Origin of the sequence: Pseudomonas sp. NPDC087185, assembly GCF_044744955.1 — a bacterium.
Lineage (GTDB): Bacteria > Pseudomonadota > Gammaproteobacteria > Pseudomonadales > Pseudomonadaceae > Aquipseudomonas.
Genome location: NZ_JBIUZK010000007.1, coordinates 48,369 through 69,210 on the forward strand (window position 1 = coordinate 48,369; position 20,842 = coordinate 69,210).

Genomic DNA, 20,842 nt, shown 5'->3' on the forward strand with positions numbered 1-20,842 from the left:
AAAAGGCGCCAGCTTTGATTCTGGGACATAAAAAAGGGCTAAGTCTGGGATACAGACTTAGCCCTTTGTCGTTATGTGCGATCAATGCTTGGGTGGCGGCCCCCCTGGCGCCCATTTTTCCTGGTGACTGAACAGGAAGTACTGCGAGTTGTCGGCACCCGGCAGCGCCTCGCGCGCAGCCCAGTCGTCATCATGCAGGTCCATATCCGCGTCGTACTCTACGTGGCAGCCCAGCGGGCTATTGAAATACCAGAACCAGTTCGACCCCAACTGATGACGTCCCGGGCCCCAGAACGACTCATAGCCTTTCTTGACGAAACGGCTACCGGCTAGTAGCACTTCAGTCGGGCCGCCCAAGTGGAAGGTGAAATGTTCGATACCCTTCAGGAAGGGTGGGGTCTGGATCAGGAACAAGGTGTGGTGATCGAGTGTGCCAGCAGGCCGCAGGAACGGCCCCACCCCAGTGAATCGGTCAGTGCAGACGAAACCGAGTCGAGCATAGAACGCCTCCGCCTTGGCGTAGTCGGGCACGAAGTACACGACATGCGACAGGCTACGCGGGAGAGCTTCGATCGCGTCGCTGGCTCCCAGGTCGTTGACTGGACGGCCACTCTGCGCCCCCGGCGCATTACTGATCTCGCCGGGGAGCTGGAGTGCTTGACGACGAGTGATCTGAAAGCCCAGCGCGAAGCCCATGTCGTCCACGGCTCGCAGTACCCCATCTTCACCGCGGACAACGACACGGTCCTTGCTCAATTCGGCTTCGATGGCTTGCAAGGCTTGTTCGTCGGCGACCCCATAGACGGTTTCGCGAAGCATAGTGGCGGTTTCCATGGGCGCTGGCAAACGCCCGTCACTGCGGTGACGGACAAGCACACCGGTGCCGTCCAGCGCCTCCAGGTAACCACCATGCTGATCTACATCGACGGGCTTGAGGCCGTAGTCGGTCAGGTACTTGACACACTGCTGGACGTCGTCCACGCCAAACACCAGGTAATCGGGTCCAATGATGTTCATGATTGTCTCTCTTCTGTCAGGCCGTGCGGCCGCCAAGGGTCTGGGCAACCCAGTCAGCAATGAAGTGTCCCGCGTTTATGGAGTTGTCGAAGCTCGAATGCTGTACGCCGCCTTCGCGCGCGGTGAAAATCTTCAACTCGCGCTTGGGGCTGTTCACCAACTGCTCGAAGGTGCGGTACGCCCACTTGACTGGGATCTGCGAGTCCTGCTCGCCATGGGTCACCAAGAACGGCACCTTGATCCGCTCGACTACACCGTCGAGATGAACGTTTTCAGCGATGCTCATGAATTCATCGATGTCTTTACCGCCCCAGACCCAGCGCACGTGATCCCAGTAATGTGGCACGGGGAAGTCGCCTTCTCGCTCCAGGCGACGTTGCTGCACGTCTCGCCAATCGTGGTTGGCGCCCCAGACCACGCCGCAGGCAAAACGGGGCTCGAAGGCGACAATCCTCGGGCAGTAGTAACCGCCTAGAGAAACGCCTTCGCAGCCAATGCGCTGGGTATCTACATCGTCACGCGTCTCGAGCCAGTCGAACACGCGGCTGCCCCAATGTTCAGCGTCGTAGCGCGCTTTGAGGCCATGCAAACGGAGCGCCTCGCCGGTCCCGGGTTGGTCGAGTATGAGCGAGGCCACACCACGCTTGGCCAGCCAGGCTGGTAGCCCAACTCGATATTTCATCTCTTTTACGGAGTCCAGGCCATTGAGCTGTACCAGCAAGGGGGCACGCCCGGTTACACCTTCGGCGCGTACCAGTAACCCAGATAGCACCCCATCTGCATAAGGAATCTCGACACGTTCGCAGTTCTCTCTCGACAGATCGACGCCGCGGGCGAAGGTGTCCAGAAACCGTTGGTAGAGGGCAAGCCTACCGGGGGTGTTGTGCGCTTGCAGGCGCTCGCATGTCAGGTAATAGATGGCCGCTCTATTGTACTTTTCACCGGCAGACAACCTTCGGCCCAAGGCAAGGTCCTCGCTTGCGAGGTCGCACAGCTTGTCTGCCATTTTCGACCACGTTTCGCGAAACGCCTGGGTACCTGCTGCGTCCGGCTGCTTTGCGGCGTCCTGCAGGGGTTCGCACATTTCGACGATTTCGCCGATACGGGCACCCATTTCCAAGGCAAGATCCACGGACAAGTTCCACGCGTAGTTGGTGGGGAAGTATCGGAACATGATTATTATTTTCCTCTTGGAGCTAAACGACTAACAACACACGTTCAACAGGTGCTGGTAGCTGATGCCCAGGAAGCGCGGGCTTCCCACGCTCACCCCGCAGGTGCAGGTTTGAGTGATGCGCTGCCACTGAGCTAATCCTGGAATGCCAATACTAGAATCACAATTCTGATTTAGCCAGCTTTTTAGGTTTTAATCGCTGTTAACACCGTGCTTTGCTGGACAGCGGGCAACCGTACCGAGGGCTGCTGCCGATGCGCTCTGCTTCCAATTTGGGCTTGCTAAGCGTCCCATGCCTGGCTGTGTAAGATCACATCGAGGTGCGGAGGGGGGGCAACCTGCAGCGCAAGCAGGAGGTAGATCGTCAACAGGTGATCGTTGACGCCAGCGCCGCAGGCATTTGTTAGCCGCGTGTGTGGTCGCATGGTGGTACCGCAAGGGAGTGCTGACCTGTTCTTCGACGCTGCCAACCGTGAATAGGGCAACTGTGAGGTTCGATGCTAGGGCCGCCCAAAGCCCTAGCACACCAAGGCTTAGTGACGTATCAGCTTGATCTTAGCGATACCGAAGCGATCCGGAGGGACCAGTCGCAAGCGTTGATCACCGTTTAATACGCGGCCTGCGACCCACTTGCCCGCTTGGAAGCTACCTTCCTCGACGCGAGAAATCTCTACAGACTCCTGACTGCCTTGCTTGGGTTTGAACTCCAAATAAAGATCACGGCCCACGATCAGAAATTCGTCGCTACCTGTTTCAATGATCAAGCCGCTGGGACGCAGGTCGCTACTGTCGGGAGCAACGCTCGAGTCAGCTTGCTGTTTCTTGGCTCTGCGATCCACTGGCGGAGGGACCCCCATGTCACGCAATTTAGTCAATAGGCTTTCATGTTGGCCTTTAACCGTAATGGTGTAATTATCGAACGTGAATTGTTCCTGGCTGGTGGGCTCGAGCGCGAAACCGCGAATTTTATTGTCCGCCTGTGCACGCGCAATCACTTCTGTCATAGGGCCTAACAGGCCGTAAACCTCTGCGATCTCGTTGCCCAGAAACCCGTCCTCAATGCCGAAAGGTGAAAAGCCGACGCCGCGGTAGAGGCCGATCGTTTTGAATAAATTGCCCACGATAAATCGAGCCTCGGGGACGAACAGCATATTGTCGGAAGTTGTGTATTGGCTGGCCCATGCATCGAAGTCATCTACGTAGATGTCGGGTGACAGCCAGTCAAGCTGGGGGGCCCCAGCGGTCCAAATATCCATTACCTGCGGCACCGGCCCCCCGGAAGGGTACGTGCCTGCGCTGTCCTGTGGAGCTTGTGGGCCCAGCCAGGCGTTGGCATACATCGGCAGTGGAAGTTGTTTCTTGCCCGCAGCGGCGACTGTATCGACAGACCGTGCCTGGTGCCACGCCATGAAAATTTCATCTCCCCTCATGTCGTCACCAAATACTTCAGGCCACGTGCCGGTAGTCCGGTAACCCTGCTTGGCCCATGCCTCCTTGATAAACGGCGATAGGGCTTGCTTGTTGTGTTCAAGGTGAGCCATCAATTCGCTTGGCACCTCACGCTTCCAGGCCTCTTCTGCTTCCGGTGAACGCTCACGGCTATCGCCGAGCAGCCCCGTTTCGTTTTGCACCTGAACGGCGATGACTGTGTGTTGTTTGTCATGTGTCGCAAGAAACTTCAGCACTTGAGCGAACGCGTTGGCGTCGGCGTCGAGCGTCGATTGGCTGAAAATGCTGAGTACCGGCAATTCACCTTGTTTTTGCTGCAGGCCGGGCGAGCCGATAACGGTGCGAGGGAACCTCTTGGGATCAGCCCGCACCCAGTCAGGGGCATAGGTCGAGCGCGCATTTTTCTTGCTACCGAACCACAATAGTACTATCCGCATGCCTCTGGCCTGAGCCTGAGCTAAGTGATCCTTGATTAAAGCGAAGTCAAAACGCCCCTCCTCAGGCTCAGTCAACTCCCAGTAGATGGGGATGATTGCAGTGTTGACGTTGAGGGCCTCCATTTTGTCCCAGGTGGCTTTCATATACTGAGTGTTTGAAGCCGAGGAGTTATGCACCTCACCGGCAAGTGCGATGTAGGGGCGATCATCGACCATGAGCTGCAATAGTCCATTGTTACGACGTACTTCAGGGGTCGGCGAATCTTTCGCATAGGCGCTTCCCAAGCTCAGTGTGGCGGCCAGTATCAGCCAACTCATGCCCTGCCAAAGCGGAAATCTCGTGCCTTTGTACATCAAAACGTCCTCATTATTTTTGTTAGGTGCAGCGCGTTGCTATCCGGCGCGCCCGTGCTAATAGAACAATAGTTCGCGTAATAAACCCTTTACAGAGGGTTAATCGGATCAGCATTGGCATTAAATAGAACGAAGATTCTATAAATTGCACGCTAGCATTGGAAGCGGAGGGCGTCAATCGTAAGGCACTGGCGAACGCATGGGATACGAAGGGGGGCAGCAGCACCAGGATTGTCGACGATGAAGTGAATCGTCATAACCCTGGTGCGCGTGGGACTGGTAACGCGAGCACCGTGCTCCTCCATCGCAGAGCGAACGAGCGCAGATGTCGACACACTCGACATCCAGAACCAACAAGCGCTTGCCCCGGTACCGGCTGCGCAGCAGCCGGGGGCTTTCAGCATGAGAGAAAGTATTACGACACCCGGCAGAGACGTTGCCTACATCAGCGCCGTCTGGCGTGTCACTCGTTGACTGGCACGGTGTAGTTGAGGATAAGGCGGCCACCGTCAGGGTAAACAGTCTGGCCTACCATGTACGATGCGTCGTCACTGGCCAGGAATGACACGACGCTGGCGACTTCAGAGGCTTCGCCAAGACGACCGATTGGCGTGCGGGAGAGAACGGCGTGACGCTGGGTAGGGTTCGACATGATCGCGTTGCGAACCATGTCCGTGCTGATGGTTCCTGGCCCTACCGCGTTGACTCGAATACCGTGGCTGATAAGGCCCACAGCCATGACTGCAGTCAGCTGCTTGATTCCGCCTTTGGAGACGGCATACGCCACGGCGGTAGGGTTGGCCAACTCGGCATTGATAGACGACATGTTGACAATGGCGCCTTTGATGCCGCGTTCGATCATCACACGGGCAGCGGCTTGACCGATAAGGAATTGTGCCTTGAGGTTGACCCGCAGTGTTCGGTCGAACTGGTCCTCCGGAAAATCGACGAACTCTGCGGTGTGGATGACACCGGCATTGTTCACCAAAATATCCAGCGAGCCGAAGTGCTGCAGTGCATGCTCGACCAGTTGCTTGGCTTTGCCTGCGTTCAGATCATCGAGGTCGGCAGTGAACGCAGCGGCATTTTCGCCCAGCCGCTCTACTTGCTCGTGCAGTTTGCCCTCTTGCACATCCACCAGTAGCACCTTCGCGCCCTCTGCAATAAAGCGTTGTGCACACGCCAGCCCCAACCCTTGAGCTGCACCGGTGACGATGACCACTTTGCCTGCATGCTTCATCTGTTTACTCCTATAAGACTACTTGGCACAGCCCCCCTGCACTCGAACGAGGAGCACGGCTGTGCGGTAGCGATATGGTGCCGCTGGAGAAGGAATCTGACTTGTATGAACGCACCATCTCTTCTGCGGCTTTCTGCACAAGCCAGGTTGGCTGTGCGATGACGCGCGATAGAGAGTGCATCGCCCTCGTTGTGCTAAATACCGCCAGCCTGCCAAGCCGTGAATACAAGTCAGCGGGTAGAGGACGCCGCACAATGAGGGAGCGTTCACTGCGAAAACAGTGAGTCATTCATTGAAACCATAAAGGCGCAAGGAGGGCGGAATGCCCGAAACTTCAGAAACCGTAGTGATCGTCGGCGGCGCAGTGATTGGCAGCTTTGCCGCATTCTTCCTGCGGGAACAGGGATTCACAGGCCAGATCAAGGTAGTCGAACGTGATAGTACGTATCAGTTTTGCTCAACGGCATTATCCGCCGCATCTATTCGAAGTCAATTTCATCAGCCTTATAACATCGCCATGAGCCTGTTCGGCGCGAACCTGTTCCGCAACATCAAGCAGTGGTTCGGACAGGATGCTGACATAGGCTTTGTGGAGCAGGGTTATCTGATCTTGGGTGACAAAGGCCATGAGCAGCGTCATCGCAATGCCGCGCGGGTGCAAATCGAGTTGGGCGCCGAGATCGATATTCTCGACCCGGAGCAAGTGAACCGGCGATTCCCATGGATGAATGTAGAGGATATCGGCATTGGAACATACGGCACCCGCAACGAAGGCTGGTTCGATGCTTGGGCTTTGATGCAACTGGTCAGGCGTGCTGCTCGTCAAAGGGGCGTTGAATACATCCATGACGAAGTGGTGGGCCTGGACGTTCAGGGGGGGCGTATAACGGGTCTGCGCCTAGCCAATAGCGGCGAGCGATTGAGTTGTGACTGGTGCGTTAACGCCGCTGGCGCCTGGGGTGGGATGCTTGCGCGAATGGCGGGGCTGCAATTGCCGGTGGAGCCACGAAAGCGGACCGCATTTCACATCAAGGCTCCTCTTGAAAAGGCCGGCTTTCCCATGCTCTTCGATTCAACGGGTGCGTGGATCAGGCCTGAAGGCGAGGGCTTTATCTGCGGCATTGCTCCCGAGGAGCATCTGGACCAGTGCGAAGACGGAGATTTCGAGCCGGATCACTACCTGTTGGAAGACAGGGTCTGGCCACTGCTGGCTCATCGCATTCCCGCCCTCGAGCAGTTGCGGGTAAAGCGGGCATGGGCCGGTTACTACGAAATGAATCTCTTCGACCACAACGCATTCATTGGCGCTCATCCCGAGATCAGCAATTTCGTGTTGGCGACTGGATTTTCTGGCCATGGCGTCATGCACTCACCTGCAACCGGGCGTGCGGTTGCGGAGCACATTGTCCACGGCGAATACCGCAGCATCGACGTGAGTGAGCTGTCGTTTGACCGAGTCGTGCGCAACCAACCGATTCGAGAAGGCGTGGTCTACTAAGCACTCCGGCTGCGGCGGCTATGCAAAAAACCGCAAACACGGTGCCGGCTGCGTACAAGCTATTGCACCGGCGGAGTCGCAAAATAACTTACGACGCGAGAGCCTGCCGTCGTTTACCAAACAAATAATGGCTCAAGCTGCATGGCCATCCCAGGCCCTGCATTCACTGCTGTTTCGATAGCATGCCGGGCCTTCAGCCACCGTGGTTGTAACGGCACGTCTTGATCGGTTCCTTGCACTGGAGCGAACGAAATGCACGTGTTTAAACCTTCTTTGCTGTGCGCTTTCTCTTTTTCCACACTGGCACTTGGCAACGTTGCCCATGCCGACCTGGTCATCGGCGTCGCCGGCCCCATGAGTGGACCCTATGCGAATTACGGCGAGCAACTCTGGCGAGGCGCAACCGCAGCTGCAGAACAGATTAACGCTGCAGGTGGCGTTAACGGTGAAAAAATTCGCCTGGTCAAAGGCGATGATGCCTGCGAACCCAAACAGGCGGTATCAGTAGCAAACAAACTGGTGGATGCGGACAAGGTGACAGCAGTCGTAGGGCACTTTTGCTCTTCCTCTTCCATTCCTGCTTCCGACATCTACGCCGATGCCGGTGTGCTTGCGATGAGCCCTGGATCGACAAGTCCACAATTGACGGAGCGAGGGCTGGATACCGTGTTCCGCAACTGCGGACGAGATGACCAACAAGGGGCTGTGGCTGCCAATTACATCGCCGACGTTCTCAAGGCCAGGCGTATCGTCATCCTGCATGACAAAGACACTTACGGACAGGGTATCGCTGACGCAACTCGTCTTCAGCTGCGCAAAAAAGGTATTGAGGCGGTGCTATACGAAGGGTTGACCCGCGGCGAGAAAGATTTCAGTTCGGTGGTTACCAAGATGCGCGCGCTGGAGGCCGACGCGGTGTACTTTGGCGGCCTGCATCCAGAGGCGGGTCCGTTGGTGCGTCAAATGCGGGAGCAGGGGCTCAATGCCGCATTCATCTCGGACGATGGCATCATGACTGACGACATGGTGACCGCTGCGGGTGGTAAACAGTTCGTGGAGGGTGTCCTGTTTACCTTTGGCGCAGACCCCAGGCTAAACCCGGCCGGTAAGGCAGTGGTAGATAGTTTCCGGGCCCGGGGTTACGAGCCGGAAGGTTTTACGCTATACGCCTACACCGCGCTTCAGGCCATTGCCGCCGCCTACCAAGCCAATGGCAATCTCGATGTTGCCCAGGCTGCGAAATGGTTGAAGAGCAATCCGGTTCCTACCTCGCTCGGCGCTCGCTCGTGGGACGTTAAGGGTGACCTCACTCACTCGGATTACGTGATGTATCAGTGGTCCGCAGACGGCACGTACAAACAACTCTAATCCTTGCGCAGCATGCCCTTCGCGCTCTGCGTGAGGGGTAGCTACGCCCGCCGGAACCTGGTGAGGACAAGTAATCGTGGATCCCTTATTCGTGCAACAACTTATCAATGGCCTGACCCTAGGTGCAGTGTACGGTTTGATCGCCGTGGGTTATTCGATGGTCTACGGCGTGATCGGCATGATCAATTTCGCCCACGGCGAGGTCTACATGATCTCTGCCTATCTAGCGGCGATCGGTCTCGCTGTTCTGAGCTTTTTTGGAATCCAGTCATTTCCATTTCTGGTCTTCGGCACCTTGATCTTTGCCGTGGTCGTGACTTGTGTGTATGGGTTGGTCATAGAGCGGATCGCTTACAGACCTCTGCGAAAATCAACGCGCCTGGCGCCCCTCATCAGCGCGATCGGTATGTCGCTCATTCTGCAAAATTACGTGCAGGTCTCCCAAGGCAGTCGCCAGCAGGGTATACCCACATTGTTGGAAGGCACCCTGCGAATAGAACTGGGCAGCGGGTTCATCCAGGTCACTCATATCAAGTTGTTCATCTTGTTCGCGGCGCTCGCGGGCATGTCGCTGTTGGCCTACATCATCGGCAACACCAAACTGGGTCGCATGTGCCGTGCCGTGCAGCAGGATGCCAAGATGGCTTCGATCCTCGGTATCAATAATGATCGGATCATCAGCTACGTGTTCATGATCGGTGCCGCCATGGCGGCACTTGCCGGCGTTCTGATTACCTTGAACTACGGGTCGTTCGACTTCTATGCGGGCTTCATCATCGGCATCAAAGCCTTCACCGCTGCAGTTCTAGGCGGCATTGGCTCACTGCCAGGTGCCATGTTGGGCGGCTTAGTACTGGGCCTCGCCGAGACGCAATTCGCCGGGTTGATCAACAGTGATTACAAGGATGCTTTCAGTTTTGGTCTCCTTGTTCTGATCTTGATCCTCCGCCCCCAGGGCTTCCTTGGCCGCCCCATCGTAGTGAAGGTGTGACTATGAAAACGCTGATATTGAATGACCTGGCGGTGAAAGGTCAGCCGCGGCCAAAACTGCAACCTGCTCGTGCACTTCTGGATGCCATCGTGGCTGGGTTGCTTGCCCTTGTGGTGTTCGGCCCTATCGTGGGAGTGGTGCTGGACGGCTACAGCTTCAATCTGGAGCCAGGTCGCGTCGCAATCCTCACCATCATTGTGATGTTGGGCAGGCTGACTTTCAGTTTGCTGGATCAGGCGGGTGTTCTGCAGCCGCTTGCAACGCGATTCGGCAGCAGCAACCAGGCCGTGCAGGTGGCGGCGCCGGGCGCCAAATCAAGCGTTCGCTGGCTATCGCCGATGGTTTTGATGTGCGCGCTGGCACTGCCATTCGTAGCAGATAAGTACGTACTCACAGTGGTGATCCTGGGGCTAATCTACGTATTGCTTGGTTTGGGACTGAATATCGTTGTCGGCCTGGCTGGGCTCCTTGACCTAGGGTACGTCGGGTTTTATGCCATTGGCGCATACGGCTTGGCTCTCGGATACCAGTACCTTGGGCTTGGTTTCTGGAGCGTGCTGCCGTTATCGGCAATTCTGGCCGCTGCTGCGGGGGCTGTTCTAGGGTTTCCGGTGCTTCGCATGCATGGTGACTACTTAGCCATCGTCACTCTGGGTTTTGGAGAAATCATTCGCCTGATACTCAACAACTGGCTACCCGTGACAGGCGGCCCGAACGGTATGCCCGTGCCCGCGCCGACCGTGTTTGGCTATGAGTTCGGTCGTATCGCGAAGGAGGGTGGTACCCCGATCCATGAGGCATTGGGGATTGCGTATTCACCCAATCTCAAATTCATTGTCATCTACGGCGCCTTGCTGCTTACCGTGTTGCTGGTACTGCACTTGAAACACCGGTTGACACGTATGCCGATCGGCCGAGCTTGGGAGGCATTGCGCGAAGATGAGATCGCCTGCCGAGCAATGGGCCTTAATCACGTCCTGGTGAAGCTTTCTGCATTCTCGATTGGCGCGAGCACCGCCGGGATTGCCGGGGTGTTTTTTGCAACGTACCAAGGCTTCGTCAATCCAGCGTCGTTCACGTTCTTCGAATCGGCACTTATTCTGGCAATCGTCGTCCTGGGAGGAATGGGTTCAACGCTAGGCGTGGTTATAGCGGCGTTTGTGCTGACCGTCGCACCGGAGCTGCTGCGCAGTTTCGCTGAGTACCGCGTGTTGCTGTTTGGCGTGCTGATGGTGTTGATGATGATCTGGCGGCCGCGTGGCCTTGTCCGTATCAGTCGCATTGGTTACCAGGCACGCAAGGGGAAAGTCGCATGAATTCGGAAATTATCCTGCGCGTCGAACACCTGATCATGCAGTTTGGTGGCATCAAAGCGTTGACGGACGTAAACCTCAATGTCAGACGTGGCAGCATCACTTCGCTGATCGGCCCCAACGGCGCCGGCAAGACAACGGTCTTCAACTGCATAACCGGCTTCTACCAAGCGACAGGCGGGGCTATTCAGCTCTTTGCACATGGTCGATGCACGAACGTAATCGGTGTGTTGGGAGAACCGTTCAAGGCATCAGACTTCATCCATCCGCTGCGATTCATCAACCGGTTGCACTACAAGATGTTTGGTGGCACGCACCTGGTGAACCGGGCCGGGCTAGCCAGGACATTCCAGAATATCCGGCTGTTCAAAGAGATGTCTGTTGTAGAAAACTTGTTGGTTGCGCAACACATGGGCATCAATCGCAGTTTATTGGCGGGAGTGCTGAATACCGCTGCGTACCGCAGAGCAGAAAGCGATGCCCTGGATCGGGTGTTCTACTGGCTGGACGTGGTCGACCTTGTGGACTGTGCAAATCGGCTGGCCGGCGAGCTGTCTTATGGGCAGCAGCGTCGCTTGGAAATCGCCCGCGCCATGTGCACCCAACCGAAGTTGATTTGCCTGGATGAACCGGCCGCAGGGTTGAACCCGGCGGAAACCGTAGCCTTGACACAGATGATCCGTCGCCTACGCGAAGAGCATGATATGACCATCCTTTTGATCGAACATGACATGGGCATGGTGATGGATATTTCCGACCATATCGTGGTGCTGGATCATGGCGAAGTGATTGCGGCAGGTCCGCCACAAGCAATACGTGACAACCCAGTGGTGATAGCGGCGTATTTGGGCGCAGAAGAGGAGGCGCTGGCATGAGCACACCGTTGCTGGCGTTCAAGGACGTCGATGTTTTCTACGGGCCAATCCAGGCACTGCGTAAAGTCAGCCTGCAAATCCATGCAGGGGAGACCGTCAGCCTGATTGGTGCCAATGGTGCCGGCAAATCTACCTTGCTGATGTCGATCTTTGGTCAGCCACGGGCGCGTGGTGGGTCAATCGTCTACCAAGGGCGCGAGATAAGCCAGAGCAGTGCGCACTATGTGGCCTCCAATGGTATCGCTCAGTCCCCAGAGGGGCGTCGAGTTTTTCCTGATATGACGGTGGAGGAAAACCTTTTGATGGGGACGATTCCTATCGGTACCGCGCATGCACAGGAAGACCTCCAGCGGATGTTCGAAATGTTTCCTCGGCTGAAGGAGCGACGCAATCAGCGTGCAATGACCATGTCCGGTGGAGAGCAGCAAATGTTGGCCATTGCGCGTGCGCTGATGAGCCGCCCAACCCTGTTGTTGCTTGACGAACCATCACTGGGGCTTGCACCGATAGTGGTGAAGCAAATCTTCCAGATACTCCGTGAATTAGCGCGAAACGGCATGACGCTGTTTCTGGTGGAGCAGAATGCCAACCATGCCTTACGGCTGTCAGACCGTGGTTACGTCATGGTCAATGGTGAAATTCGCCTCAGCGGTACTGGCGAAGAGTTGTTGGGCAACCAGCAAGTTCGTGAAGCCTACCTGGGCGGGCACTAAGCGCTGGCGCATGACGCGGCGCGCTACGGGCGCCGCACGCTGGCCCGGTATTCTTGTGGCGTGCAATGCAACGCGGCACGAAATTGCCTACTGAATGCACTGTGATCGGAGTAACCACATTCGCTAGCGATATCGGTGATGTTTGTCATTGAGTTTTCAAGAAGCTCACACGCTCGATCTATCCTGGCTTTCATCAGCATCTGCTTTGGCGTGAGCTGGAAGACCTCGCGGGTCAAACGCTGCAGGGTGTCCATGGACAGATTGACCTGCTGGGCGATATCGCTGATCAGGACAGGTTGGCCGAGGTTTTCCTGGATCTGGCGAGAGAACTCCAGCAGCCGCTTGTAGCCGTAGTGTTTTTCGTCTGGCCGCGCGAGGATGCGTGATATGCCAACCAGCCCTATCGGGTTGCGGCGCTCATCGAAAATTCCAAACTTGGAGCTCAGGCACCATTGTTTACTGCCATCGGCAGAGCGGAATAAACGCATGGCGTCGATGATGTCCCGACGCGAATGAATGACCTGCATATCCTGCGAGCCGATGCTGGTGTTGCTCACCGGAAACACCTCATCGGCGGTCAAACCGATGATTTTGTCCTTGCCTCTTAGGCCACTGTGGTACACCAGCGTTTCGTTGACCGCCACGTAGCGACCATCGACATCCTTCAAAAAAAACATCACATCAGGCAGCCGGTCGAACAGCCTACCCAGCAACGTCAGATCATGATCAAGCCAATGCAACAGTTCTTTCGGGGTTACCACGGCTACTACGCTCCTTGAGGTGAACGGTGTTGCTCAGCCAAACCACTAGGCTGGTTGCAGGCCAGCTGCCTGGAGCAACCACCGCTGTACCGCGACGGTGCTAGGCGGCAGCATGGAATCGTCGCGATGCAAGAGATAGAAACCCCGGTTCACTGACAGGGTGTGAGAGAAAAGTTGCACGAGTAGCCCAGCCTCCAGCTCGTCCTCCACCAACCAAGGGCTGGTAAGCACTAACCCCTGGCCACGTCGGGCTGCATCAATGGAAAGCAGCGACTGATCGAACTGCATACTCGAATGTGGCACCGGTCCCGTATAACCTGCACCCCCAAGCCAACGTGACCAGTGATTGTGTGATGCCGTGTGCAACAGCCTCGCCCGGCCTATATCCTGAATCGCCACCAACTGAAGCTGTTCGCAATACCGTGGGCTGCAATAGACTCGCAAATCATCGGCTAACAGCAGCTGGGCGTTCAGCCCTGGCACTTTTCCGTCGCAATGACGGATCGCAAGGTCTACTTCATCGGTATCGAAATTTAACAGGCCCTCGGTTGCTCCTACATTCAGCCTCACCTGAGGTAAGGCCTTCAGTAGGGCAGGCATTCGTCGAGCAAACCATTTACTAGCAAGTGCCGGCGGCAGACTGAGGCGTACTTCCTGTCCAATCCCATCACGCAGTTGCACGCAGGATTCGTTCAACTGGTCAAGCGCTGGTCTGACGTTGTTCCAGAGAGCATGCGCCTCCCGGGTGGGGCGCAATTGTCTGACCGAACGGATGAACAGGGGGCTTTCCAACCATTCTTCAAGTCGACGTATCTGCTGACCAACGGCACCCGGCGTTACGCACAGTGTCTGGGCAGCGGTGACCAAACTGCCGTACCGCATTACGGCGTCAAAATACGCTACGGCCTTCAGCGGTAGATCAGTTCTCATGGCGCAGAAACTCTATCTTATTAACTGAGAAACGATCGGTTGTCATTGCTCGGCGTCCCACCAAGAATGGATTGGGAGGCTTTGGAGCGAATGGTCATCCAACCATACTAGCGCCTGATTTTGCCAGTCATCCATGTCCGCCGCTCTCGGGACGTGATACTTGGGAAGCATCGCTGACATTCTCGCAGGCGCAGGCAGGCCGAGCTTGATATCAAACCGTGCCATTTCTGCGGTGTTCTGCACAACCACCATGCGGCGCTTATCCTCATCTGGAGAGATGTGAATGAATGTATTGATCGTTTTTGCCCATCCAGAATCGCAGTCGTTCAGCTCCGCGCTGAAGAACACTGCGATTCAAACCCTGTCTGCTGCTGGCCATCATGTGCAGGTCAGCGACCTCTACGCCATGAATTGGCAAGCGGCGCTTGGCCCTGATGACTTCGCCGGGACGCGGGCGGATCCCGACTACCTGGATCTTTCGGTAGAGCAGGAGTACGCCTTTGCACACCGCAGCTACGCCCAGGCTGTGCTGCAAGAACAGGACAAAGTCGCTCGTGCCGATCTCATCCTGTTCCAGTTCCCCGTATGGTGGTTCTCGATGCCTGCGATTCTCAAGGGCTGGGTCGATCGCGTGTTTGCGCGTGGTTTTGCCTACTCCACGGGCAAAAAGTACGAAAGCGGCCACTTCAAGGGCAAACGGGCAATGCTGTGCCTCACGACTGGCACAGCGTCCACTCTGTATGAGCCAAATGGCATTGACGGCGATCTGCATCACATTCTTTGGCCGATTCATAATGGAATCCTGGCCTATACCGGCTTTACCGTATTGCCACCCTTCGCTGCGTGGATGCCGGCTCGCGTTTCGGCAGCGCAACGCGGGGCCTATCTGAAAGGTTATGCCGAGCACCTCGGCACATTGGATAGTCTGGAACCACTGTACTTCCACCCGTGGCAGGACTATGACGAGACCCAACGCCTCAAACCGGGGGTAGTGGCACGATCTGGCGTACAGTGGAACCCTAGCGCCGAGCAATGCCGTGAGGACGCAGCTCAGCAGTACACCCCTTCGCATGTGAAGGAGGCTTGATCATGCCGACCGTACGAATTGAGTTGAGCCCAGGTCGTAGCCGAGAACAAAAGATCCGCTATGTCGAAGAGGTCACGCGCGTAACGGCGCAGATCCTCGGATGCAAACCGGAGTCTGTTGACATCCTATTCCTGGAAATTCCCCCCCACGAGTGGGCTCGCGGGGGCACCTTTCTCGCACAGGCACCGGAGTAACGCGCAAGTGTTCAACCGCGGCTAGGCACCAAGCACTGGCGCCTTTCAATCACACCATTGAAAAGAGGACCGCTCAGTGAAGGGCTACTGGATCATTTTTGCGTCTGACGTGATCGACACTGAAGCTCAACAGGAGTACGGGCGTTTGTGGAAGCCGATCAGTGACCAGTATGGCGCCAAACTCAAAGTACTGGAGGAAAGCGCTCTGGTCGAATCAGAAAGTACGTATCGCGTACTGGCAGTTGAGTTTCCGAATTACCAGCAGGCCAAAGCTTGCTATCACGATCCCGCCTATGTCGAGGCTAAACAGTTTGCGCAGCGGGCTTCACGTCGTGAAATGATCATCATCGAAGCCGACTTGAAGTAGGCTCCTTCGCCGACAGTCGAGTGTCTCGCCGCTCTAGCGAGGAGGCACTCGCGAGGCCAGCATGAGCTTATCCACGTGTTCGACCGCAGCGGGCCTGATGTGAATCCGAGTGAGGAGATGGCTGTCTATCGGGTAGCGTGATGATCGACCCCAGCGAGAGTACAACGGCCGCTGGGTTACTTTTTGTTTGCTTTAGTTCATGTTGAGGGTTGCCGTCAGTCTCCGCGAACAGGGTGGATGTCGCCGCGATCGACCAGTTTCATGGTGACTGGGCGTGTCTGCCGATACGCTTCGAGAGACTATGGCCGACGGGCTTTCCAGACCTGCCCATCGATCAGACGCTGGGTCACTTCTGCGAAAATGGCCTGCACCACCTGCTCGCGCCCAACGGCCTTGAACAGTCGCAGCTGTTCGGCGACCTGCAGCGGGCGCTCGACGTCCAGGCCGACTATGTCGATCTGTACTTCCAGCATGCCTATGCCGAGTCCTGGAACCTCGAAGACAGCGTGGTCAAGCGCGGCAGCTTCGGCGTTACGCAAGGCGTCGGGGCGCGCGCCGTTGCAGGTGAGCGATCGGCGCTGGCGTTCTCGGATGATCTGTCGATCGCGTCGGTCCTGCGCGCCTCGCAGATTACTCGCGAGGTCATCAAAAGCAGCGGGCCACAGCGTATGGCGGTGCCTTTGCCGCGCCGCTCGGCAGAGCACGCTACGGCCCTGTATGTCGCCGACAACCCGATCCAGTTGGCCAGCGCAGCCGAAAAAGTGGCACTGCTGAGCAAGGTCGATGAACTGGCGCGTGCACGCGATGCCCGGGTCAAACAGGTCAGCGCGTTTCTCCAAGGTAGCTACGAGACGGTGTTGATTCTAGGTAGTGATGGTCGCCTGGCTGCAGACGTGCGGCCGCTGGTGAATCTGACGTTGACGGTAGTGGTCGAAAGTGCCGGGCGCAGAGGCACAGCACGGGGGGGCGGGGGGGGCCGTACAGTCTATGATTTTTATACCGAGGGCCGCGTGCAGCATTATGTCAACGGCGCTGTGGACGCCGCACTGCTTCAATTGGAAGCAGTCGATGCGCCCGCCGGTACCATGACCGTGGTCTGCGGGTCCGGGTGGCCCGGCGTGCTGCTGCACGAGGCGGTCGGCCATGGGCTGGAGGGCGATTTCAACCGCAAAGGCAGCTCGGTGTTCGGCGGCCGGGTAGGACAGCGAGTCGCGGCCAAAGGGGTGACTATCCTCGACAACGGCGCGCTGCCCGGTTTGCGCGGCTCATTGAGCATCGATGACGAGGGCAACCCCGGGCAGTCGACCACCCTGATCGAGGACGGCATCCTCACCGGCTTCATGCATGACGACCTGAGTGCCCGCTTGCTGGGCGTGGCGCCGACTGGCAACGGTCGGCGCCAGAGTTATGCGCACGAGCCGCTACCACGCATGACCAATACTTACATGGTCAACGGCGAGCACGAACCGGAGGAGATCATTCGTTCGGTCAAGCGTGGCATCTATGCGGCAAACTTCAGCGGCGGGCAGGTGGACATCACCAGTGGGCGTTTCACATTTGCCGCGACCCAGGCGTACCTGATCGAGGACGGTAGGATCACCGCCCCGGTGAAGGGCGCAACATTGATCGGTAACGGGCCTGAATCGCTCAAGCATGTGAGCATGATCGGTAACGACTTGGCGTTGGATGAAGGCACGGCGACCTGTGGCAAGGATGGCCAGAGTGTGCCGGTCGGGGTAGGGCAGCCCACCTTGCGGATTGACAGTATGACGGTTGGTGGCAGTGCTTGATCGAGCACGAGGGCAGAGATATCTGCCCTCGTTCAATACCTCTTGGTCAGGATGAGTGCAGCCGCCTGAGCGAGTTAGCTTCAGTTCGAGAGGCCTGCTTTTTCTAGGACCTTGTCGAGCCACGATTGGTCCAGCACACCGGTGGCAATCTCCGCCTTGACCGCTTCTTCGTGAGCCTCGTGCTCGCGTGCCTTGCCCAGCACCTCTTCGGCAAGTTCCTGAGGGAAGGCAACGATGCCGTCTTCGTCTGCCACGATGATATCGCCGGGTGAGACGATCATGCCGCCAACCGAAACCGGGACGTTGATTTCGCCCGGGCCACTCTTGTAAGGGCCACAGTGAACCACCGCACGGGCATAGCAAGGGGTGGACTTGAAGCTTTCAACATCACGAATCGCCCCGTCGACAATGAAACCCACGCAGCCCCGCTGCTCCGCGTAGAGCTTGATCAATTCGCCGATGACCGCGTTGTTGGTGTCACCTTGGGCATCAATGACCAGCACGTGGCCTGGCTCGATCAGGGTCAGTGCCTTGTAGATGAACAGGTTGTCACCTGGGCGGGTCTTCACGGTCAGCGCGGTACCGACAATTTTGCCCGAGGTATTGTAACGGGTAAGCCCACGCGAACCGATGTGTCGACCGAGGTTGTCGCTGATGTGCGGCGTGACGACCGATTGGAACGATTCGATCACGGCCTCAGGGGCGAGGGGTGGCGACGGCAGGATACGAGACCCGGATAACAGCATGACAATCTCCTGAATGACAAAACCAGCGGGGTAGACGCCGATGGTAGGAGAGAAACGCGGTTACATTTAGCGATATTTATTGATCAAAAATCATCGCCTTAGGTGATGATAAGGCGAGTAAAGTCGCAAGCCCGTTGCGCTAGTCGGGCGACTTCGTTGCTGAGGCCTTGGTAGCGGTCAGCCCGATGTACACATACATAGCTGATTTGCGGCAACGGAAAATCGGTTTGAATGATCTTCAGTCGGCCCTGCTCGATCAAGGTCCGCATGCACTGCCTGGGCAGGTAGCTGAGCCCTACGCCTGAAATCGCCAACCCGACCTGAGCGACCAGGTAGTTGCTGGTGAGGGTCCGGGTCAACCGAACATCGTGTTCCGCCAGCCAACGCTCGTAGGTTTGTCCGGTTCCTGAACTGCCCCCCTGGGTAAGGACGGTAAACGACGACAGCGACTGCAGGCTCATCGGCGCGTTACCTGGGTAAAGGGAGGGTGAGCACATCCACGCGTTTTCGACAGCGGCCAGTGGGGTGCTGATGAAGCGGGGGTCGCGGACAATGTCGGGCACGATGATCAGGTCGAGTTCGTCTGCCTCCAGCCGGCCCAACAGGTCTGTGCTCAATTCGATCGAGGGTTCCAGATCGACCTTGGGATAGGTCTGATGGATCTGCTCGACCAGAGTAGGTAGCCAGGTGAGCGCCGTGAGTTCGGTGACGCCCAGCCTGAAGCGTCGGACCAGTGTCTCCTTCGAGCTGACGCGCTCGAGCAGGTCATCCCGCTGGCGCAACATCTCCACCGCGCAGCCATGCAGCTCCAGGCCTTTCTGGGTGAGACGGGCGCTGCGCTTGGAGCGATCGAAAATCGAGACACCAAAGGCGTCTTCCAGCTCTTGCACGCGTTTTGAGATCGCCGATTGGGACATGTTCAGTTTGGCCGCCGCCGCTTCAAAACTGCCCAACTCGACAATCCAGTAGATGGCTTCGATTTGCTTCAACGTGATCATCGCTTTCCCTAAGGTCGAGAAGGCCGCATTAGAGCGGGGTGGACAGATCTAAACGGCAGTAAGAGTGATCTGATTGTCCACTAAAAGCGATGATAAGTGGTGAGTATTTGTCGCTTTTTTTCTAGCCTTGCCGCGCCTAGATTACCGCCGAATTATAAAAACAAGGGTATGAAGTATGTCGACCGCTGAAATTGCCCAGGCCAAAGGGCGCAGCAGTTACCGGTGGATAGTGGCTGGCATGATCTTTTCGATCTACACCATCGCTGCTGCCGACCGGGCCAATCTCGGCGTTGCACTGCCGTTTATTCGCAAAGAGTTCGAGATGAGCAACGCCGAAGCGGGCGGGCTGATGAGCCTGTTTCTGCTCGCCTATGCGTTGGCGCAAATCCCCGCGGGCCTGGCGTTCAGCCGCATGGGCGTGAGCCGGATCCTGCCGACCGCCATGGTCATGACGTCTGTACTGACCGGTTTGGTGGGTACTGCAGGCTCACTGCTTGCGTTGAAAGTCTATCGGTTTGGTCTGGGACTTGCCGAAGGGCCGCTGCCGATCAGCATGACCACCACCATCAACAACTGGTTCCCTCCGAGGGAAAAGGGCATTGCTTCAGGCATATTCCTGTCTGCGGTCAAGTTCGGCCCTGTCATTGTGCCGCCGCTGTGCGCCCTGATCATCGCGGCCTGGGGCTGGCGCGAGGTGTTCTACTTTTTTGCAATACCCGGGATCCTGTTGTCGATCGCCTGGTACTTCATGATTGCCGATCACCCGTCGAAAAGCCGCTTCGTCAATCAGGCCGAGCTGGACTATATCACCGACGAAACACCGCTCGACAAGGTCGCCAGCACTGAACCCGCCCAGCACAAGGCGGCAGGGCTGGGCCTCAAGCGCCTGGACTTCTTCATCCGTCGCCGCGAAGTGTCTGCGTTGGAGACCAAGCGCCAGGTATTTTACTCTTGGCTGATCTGGGGAAGCGCGCTGGCGTACTGCTTCCAGTTGGGCGTCTCCAGCGTGTTGTTGTCCTGGATCCCTACCTACCTGATCACCGTCAAAGGCTTCTCGCTGATGAACATGGGCCTGGTTTCGGCAGCGCCGTGGGTAGGGGCAGTGTTGGGCAACCTGCTGGGCGGGTACTGTTCGGACCGGTGGTTGGCTGGCCGGCGCAAGCCGGGGATGCTGCTTTCGGCGCTAGGTACGTCGGTGATGATGTATCTGTTGATCCATTCGCCTGCCGACCCGCTCTCGTACGGTCTGTTGCTGATGGCGACCGGCGTCGTGCTGAGCTTCGGGTTCTCATCGTACATGGTCTATCCGATGGCTCTAGCGACCAAGAAAACCTTTCCGGTCGCCAACGCGATCGTCAACATGGTCGGACAGCTAGGAGCCGCAGCGACGCCGTTCCTGACCGGTCTATTGCTTGACAGCTACGGCTGGAACTACGTGTTCACCTACCTTGCAATTGGTTCGTTCGCCAGCTTCGTGCTGTTACTGACGATTCTGGAGCCGGTGCCGAAGAGTAACAAGGCGTGACCTCACGGTGTATGG

The 20,842-nt window shown here is 57.2% G+C and carries 19 protein-coding genes; 11 read left to right on the forward strand and 8 right to left on the reverse strand.

Annotated features, from left to right (window positions below):
* Positions 1-81 precede the first annotated feature (81 nt).
* The 4 genes from ACIPIJ_RS22735 to ACIPIJ_RS22750 form a co-directional block, all read right to left on the reverse strand.
* Positions 82-1,017, reverse strand: coding sequence for a VOC family protein (locus tag ACIPIJ_RS22735; RefSeq protein ID WP_243055402.1), 936 nt, complete (start codon positions 1,015-1,017; stop codon positions 82-84).
* 16 nt (positions 1,018-1,033) lie between these two features.
* Entirely contained in the window at positions 1,034-2,191 is a 1,158-nt protein-coding gene (locus ACIPIJ_RS22740) for a S9 family peptidase (RefSeq protein WP_138736392.1), read from the reverse strand.
* Between the two features lie 533 nt (positions 2,192-2,724).
* Complete coding sequence (locus ACIPIJ_RS22745; RefSeq protein ID WP_279838996.1) at positions 2,725-4,431, reverse strand: DUF5597 domain-containing protein; 1,707 nt, start codon at positions 4,429-4,431, stop codon at positions 2,725-2,727.
* 463 nt (positions 4,432-4,894) lie between these two features.
* Positions 4,895-5,671: an SDR family NAD(P)-dependent oxidoreductase gene (locus ACIPIJ_RS22750; RefSeq protein ID WP_266033168.1), complete on the reverse strand. Its 777-nt coding sequence runs from the start codon at positions 5,669-5,671 to the stop codon at positions 4,895-4,897.
* Positions 5,672-5,993: 322 nt separating this feature from the next.
* Between ACIPIJ_RS22750 and ACIPIJ_RS22755 the strand changes: the two genes are divergently transcribed.
* From ACIPIJ_RS22755 to ACIPIJ_RS22780, 6 genes are all read left to right on the forward strand, one after another.
* On the forward strand, positions 5,994-7,169 hold the full coding sequence (locus tag ACIPIJ_RS22755) for an NAD(P)/FAD-dependent oxidoreductase (protein ID WP_401080791.1): 1,176 nt from the start codon (positions 5,994-5,996) through the stop codon (positions 7,167-7,169).
* 252 nt (positions 7,170-7,421) lie between these two features.
* Complete coding sequence (locus tag ACIPIJ_RS22760; protein ID WP_401080794.1) at positions 7,422-8,537, forward strand: ABC transporter substrate-binding protein; 1,116 nt, start codon at positions 7,422-7,424, stop codon at positions 8,535-8,537.
* Positions 8,538-8,613: 76 nt separating this feature from the next.
* The gene (locus tag ACIPIJ_RS22765; protein ID WP_401080796.1) at positions 8,614-9,528 is read left to right on the forward strand and encodes a branched-chain amino acid ABC transporter permease LivH; all 915 of its coding nucleotides are present in this window, start codon (positions 8,614-8,616) and stop codon (positions 9,526-9,528) included.
* Positions 9,529-9,530: 2 nt separating this feature from the next.
* A complete protein-coding gene (gene livM, locus ACIPIJ_RS22770) occupies positions 9,531-10,844 on the forward strand; it encodes a high-affinity branched-chain amino acid ABC transporter permease LivM (protein WP_401080799.1) in 1,314 nt (437 codons plus the stop codon).
* The gene (locus tag ACIPIJ_RS22775) at positions 10,841-11,716 is read left to right on the forward strand and encodes an ABC transporter ATP-binding protein (protein WP_266033182.1); all 876 of its coding nucleotides are present in this window, start codon (positions 10,841-10,843) and stop codon (positions 11,714-11,716) included. Before livM ends, ACIPIJ_RS22775 begins: the two co-directional genes overlap by 4 nt.
* Complete coding sequence (locus ACIPIJ_RS22780) at positions 11,713-12,429, forward strand: ABC transporter ATP-binding protein (RefSeq protein WP_266033185.1); 717 nt, start codon at positions 11,713-11,715, stop codon at positions 12,427-12,429. Before ACIPIJ_RS22775 ends, ACIPIJ_RS22780 begins: the two co-directional genes overlap by 4 nt.
* A gap of 23 nt (positions 12,430-12,452) precedes the next feature.
* On the opposite strand, the gene ACIPIJ_RS22785 is transcribed toward ACIPIJ_RS22780, so the two are convergent.
* Positions 12,453-13,190 (reverse strand): helix-turn-helix domain-containing protein, encoded by a 738-nt coding sequence (locus ACIPIJ_RS22785; protein WP_266033188.1) that lies wholly within the window; start codon positions 13,188-13,190, stop codon positions 12,453-12,455.
* A gap of 45 nt (positions 13,191-13,235) precedes the next feature.
* Entirely contained in the window at positions 13,236-14,120 is an 885-nt protein-coding gene (locus tag ACIPIJ_RS22790; protein ID WP_279839005.1) for a LysR substrate-binding domain-containing protein, read from the reverse strand.
* Positions 14,121-14,403: 283 nt separating this feature from the next.
* On the opposite strand from ACIPIJ_RS22790, the gene ACIPIJ_RS22795 reads away from it, so the two are divergent.
* The 4 genes from ACIPIJ_RS22795 (at position 14,404) to tldD (ending at position 17,558) form a co-directional block, all read left to right on the forward strand.
* On the forward strand, positions 14,404-15,207 hold the full coding sequence (locus ACIPIJ_RS22795; RefSeq protein ID WP_266033194.1) for an NAD(P)H-dependent oxidoreductase: 804 nt from the start codon (positions 14,404-14,406) through the stop codon (positions 15,205-15,207).
* Positions 15,208-15,209: 2 nt separating this feature from the next.
* A complete protein-coding gene (locus tag ACIPIJ_RS22800; protein WP_401080804.1) occupies positions 15,210-15,401 on the forward strand; it encodes a 4-oxalocrotonate tautomerase in 192 nt (63 codons plus the stop codon).
* A 76-nt stretch (positions 15,402-15,477) separates the two neighbouring features.
* The gene (locus ACIPIJ_RS22805) at positions 15,478-15,768 is read left to right on the forward strand and encodes a DUF1330 domain-containing protein (protein ID WP_266033199.1); all 291 of its coding nucleotides are present in this window, start codon (positions 15,478-15,480) and stop codon (positions 15,766-15,768) included.
* A gap of 341 nt (positions 15,769-16,109) precedes the next feature.
* A complete protein-coding gene (gene tldD, locus ACIPIJ_RS22810; RefSeq protein ID WP_401081335.1) occupies positions 16,110-17,558 on the forward strand; it encodes a metalloprotease TldD in 1,449 nt (482 codons plus the stop codon).
* 80 nt (positions 17,559-17,638) lie between these two features.
* On the opposite strand, the gene ACIPIJ_RS22815 is transcribed toward tldD, so the two are convergent.
* Both ACIPIJ_RS22815 and ACIPIJ_RS22820 read right to left on the reverse strand, forming a co-directional pair.
* Positions 17,639-18,304 (reverse strand): RraA family protein, encoded by a 666-nt coding sequence (locus ACIPIJ_RS22815; RefSeq protein ID WP_401080807.1) that lies wholly within the window; start codon positions 18,302-18,304, stop codon positions 17,639-17,641.
* Between the two features lie 98 nt (positions 18,305-18,402).
* Positions 18,403-19,302 carry a LysR family transcriptional regulator gene (locus ACIPIJ_RS22820; RefSeq protein WP_401080809.1) on the reverse strand — a complete coding sequence of 300 codons (900 nt, stop codon included), beginning with the start codon at positions 19,300-19,302 and terminating at the stop codon, positions 18,403-18,405.
* 175 nt (positions 19,303-19,477) lie between these two features.
* On the opposite strand from ACIPIJ_RS22820, the gene ACIPIJ_RS22825 reads away from it, so the two are divergent.
* Positions 19,478-20,827, forward strand: coding sequence for an MFS transporter (locus ACIPIJ_RS22825; RefSeq protein ID WP_401080812.1), 1,350 nt, complete (start codon positions 19,478-19,480; stop codon positions 20,825-20,827).
* Positions 20,828-20,842 lie beyond the last annotated feature (15 nt).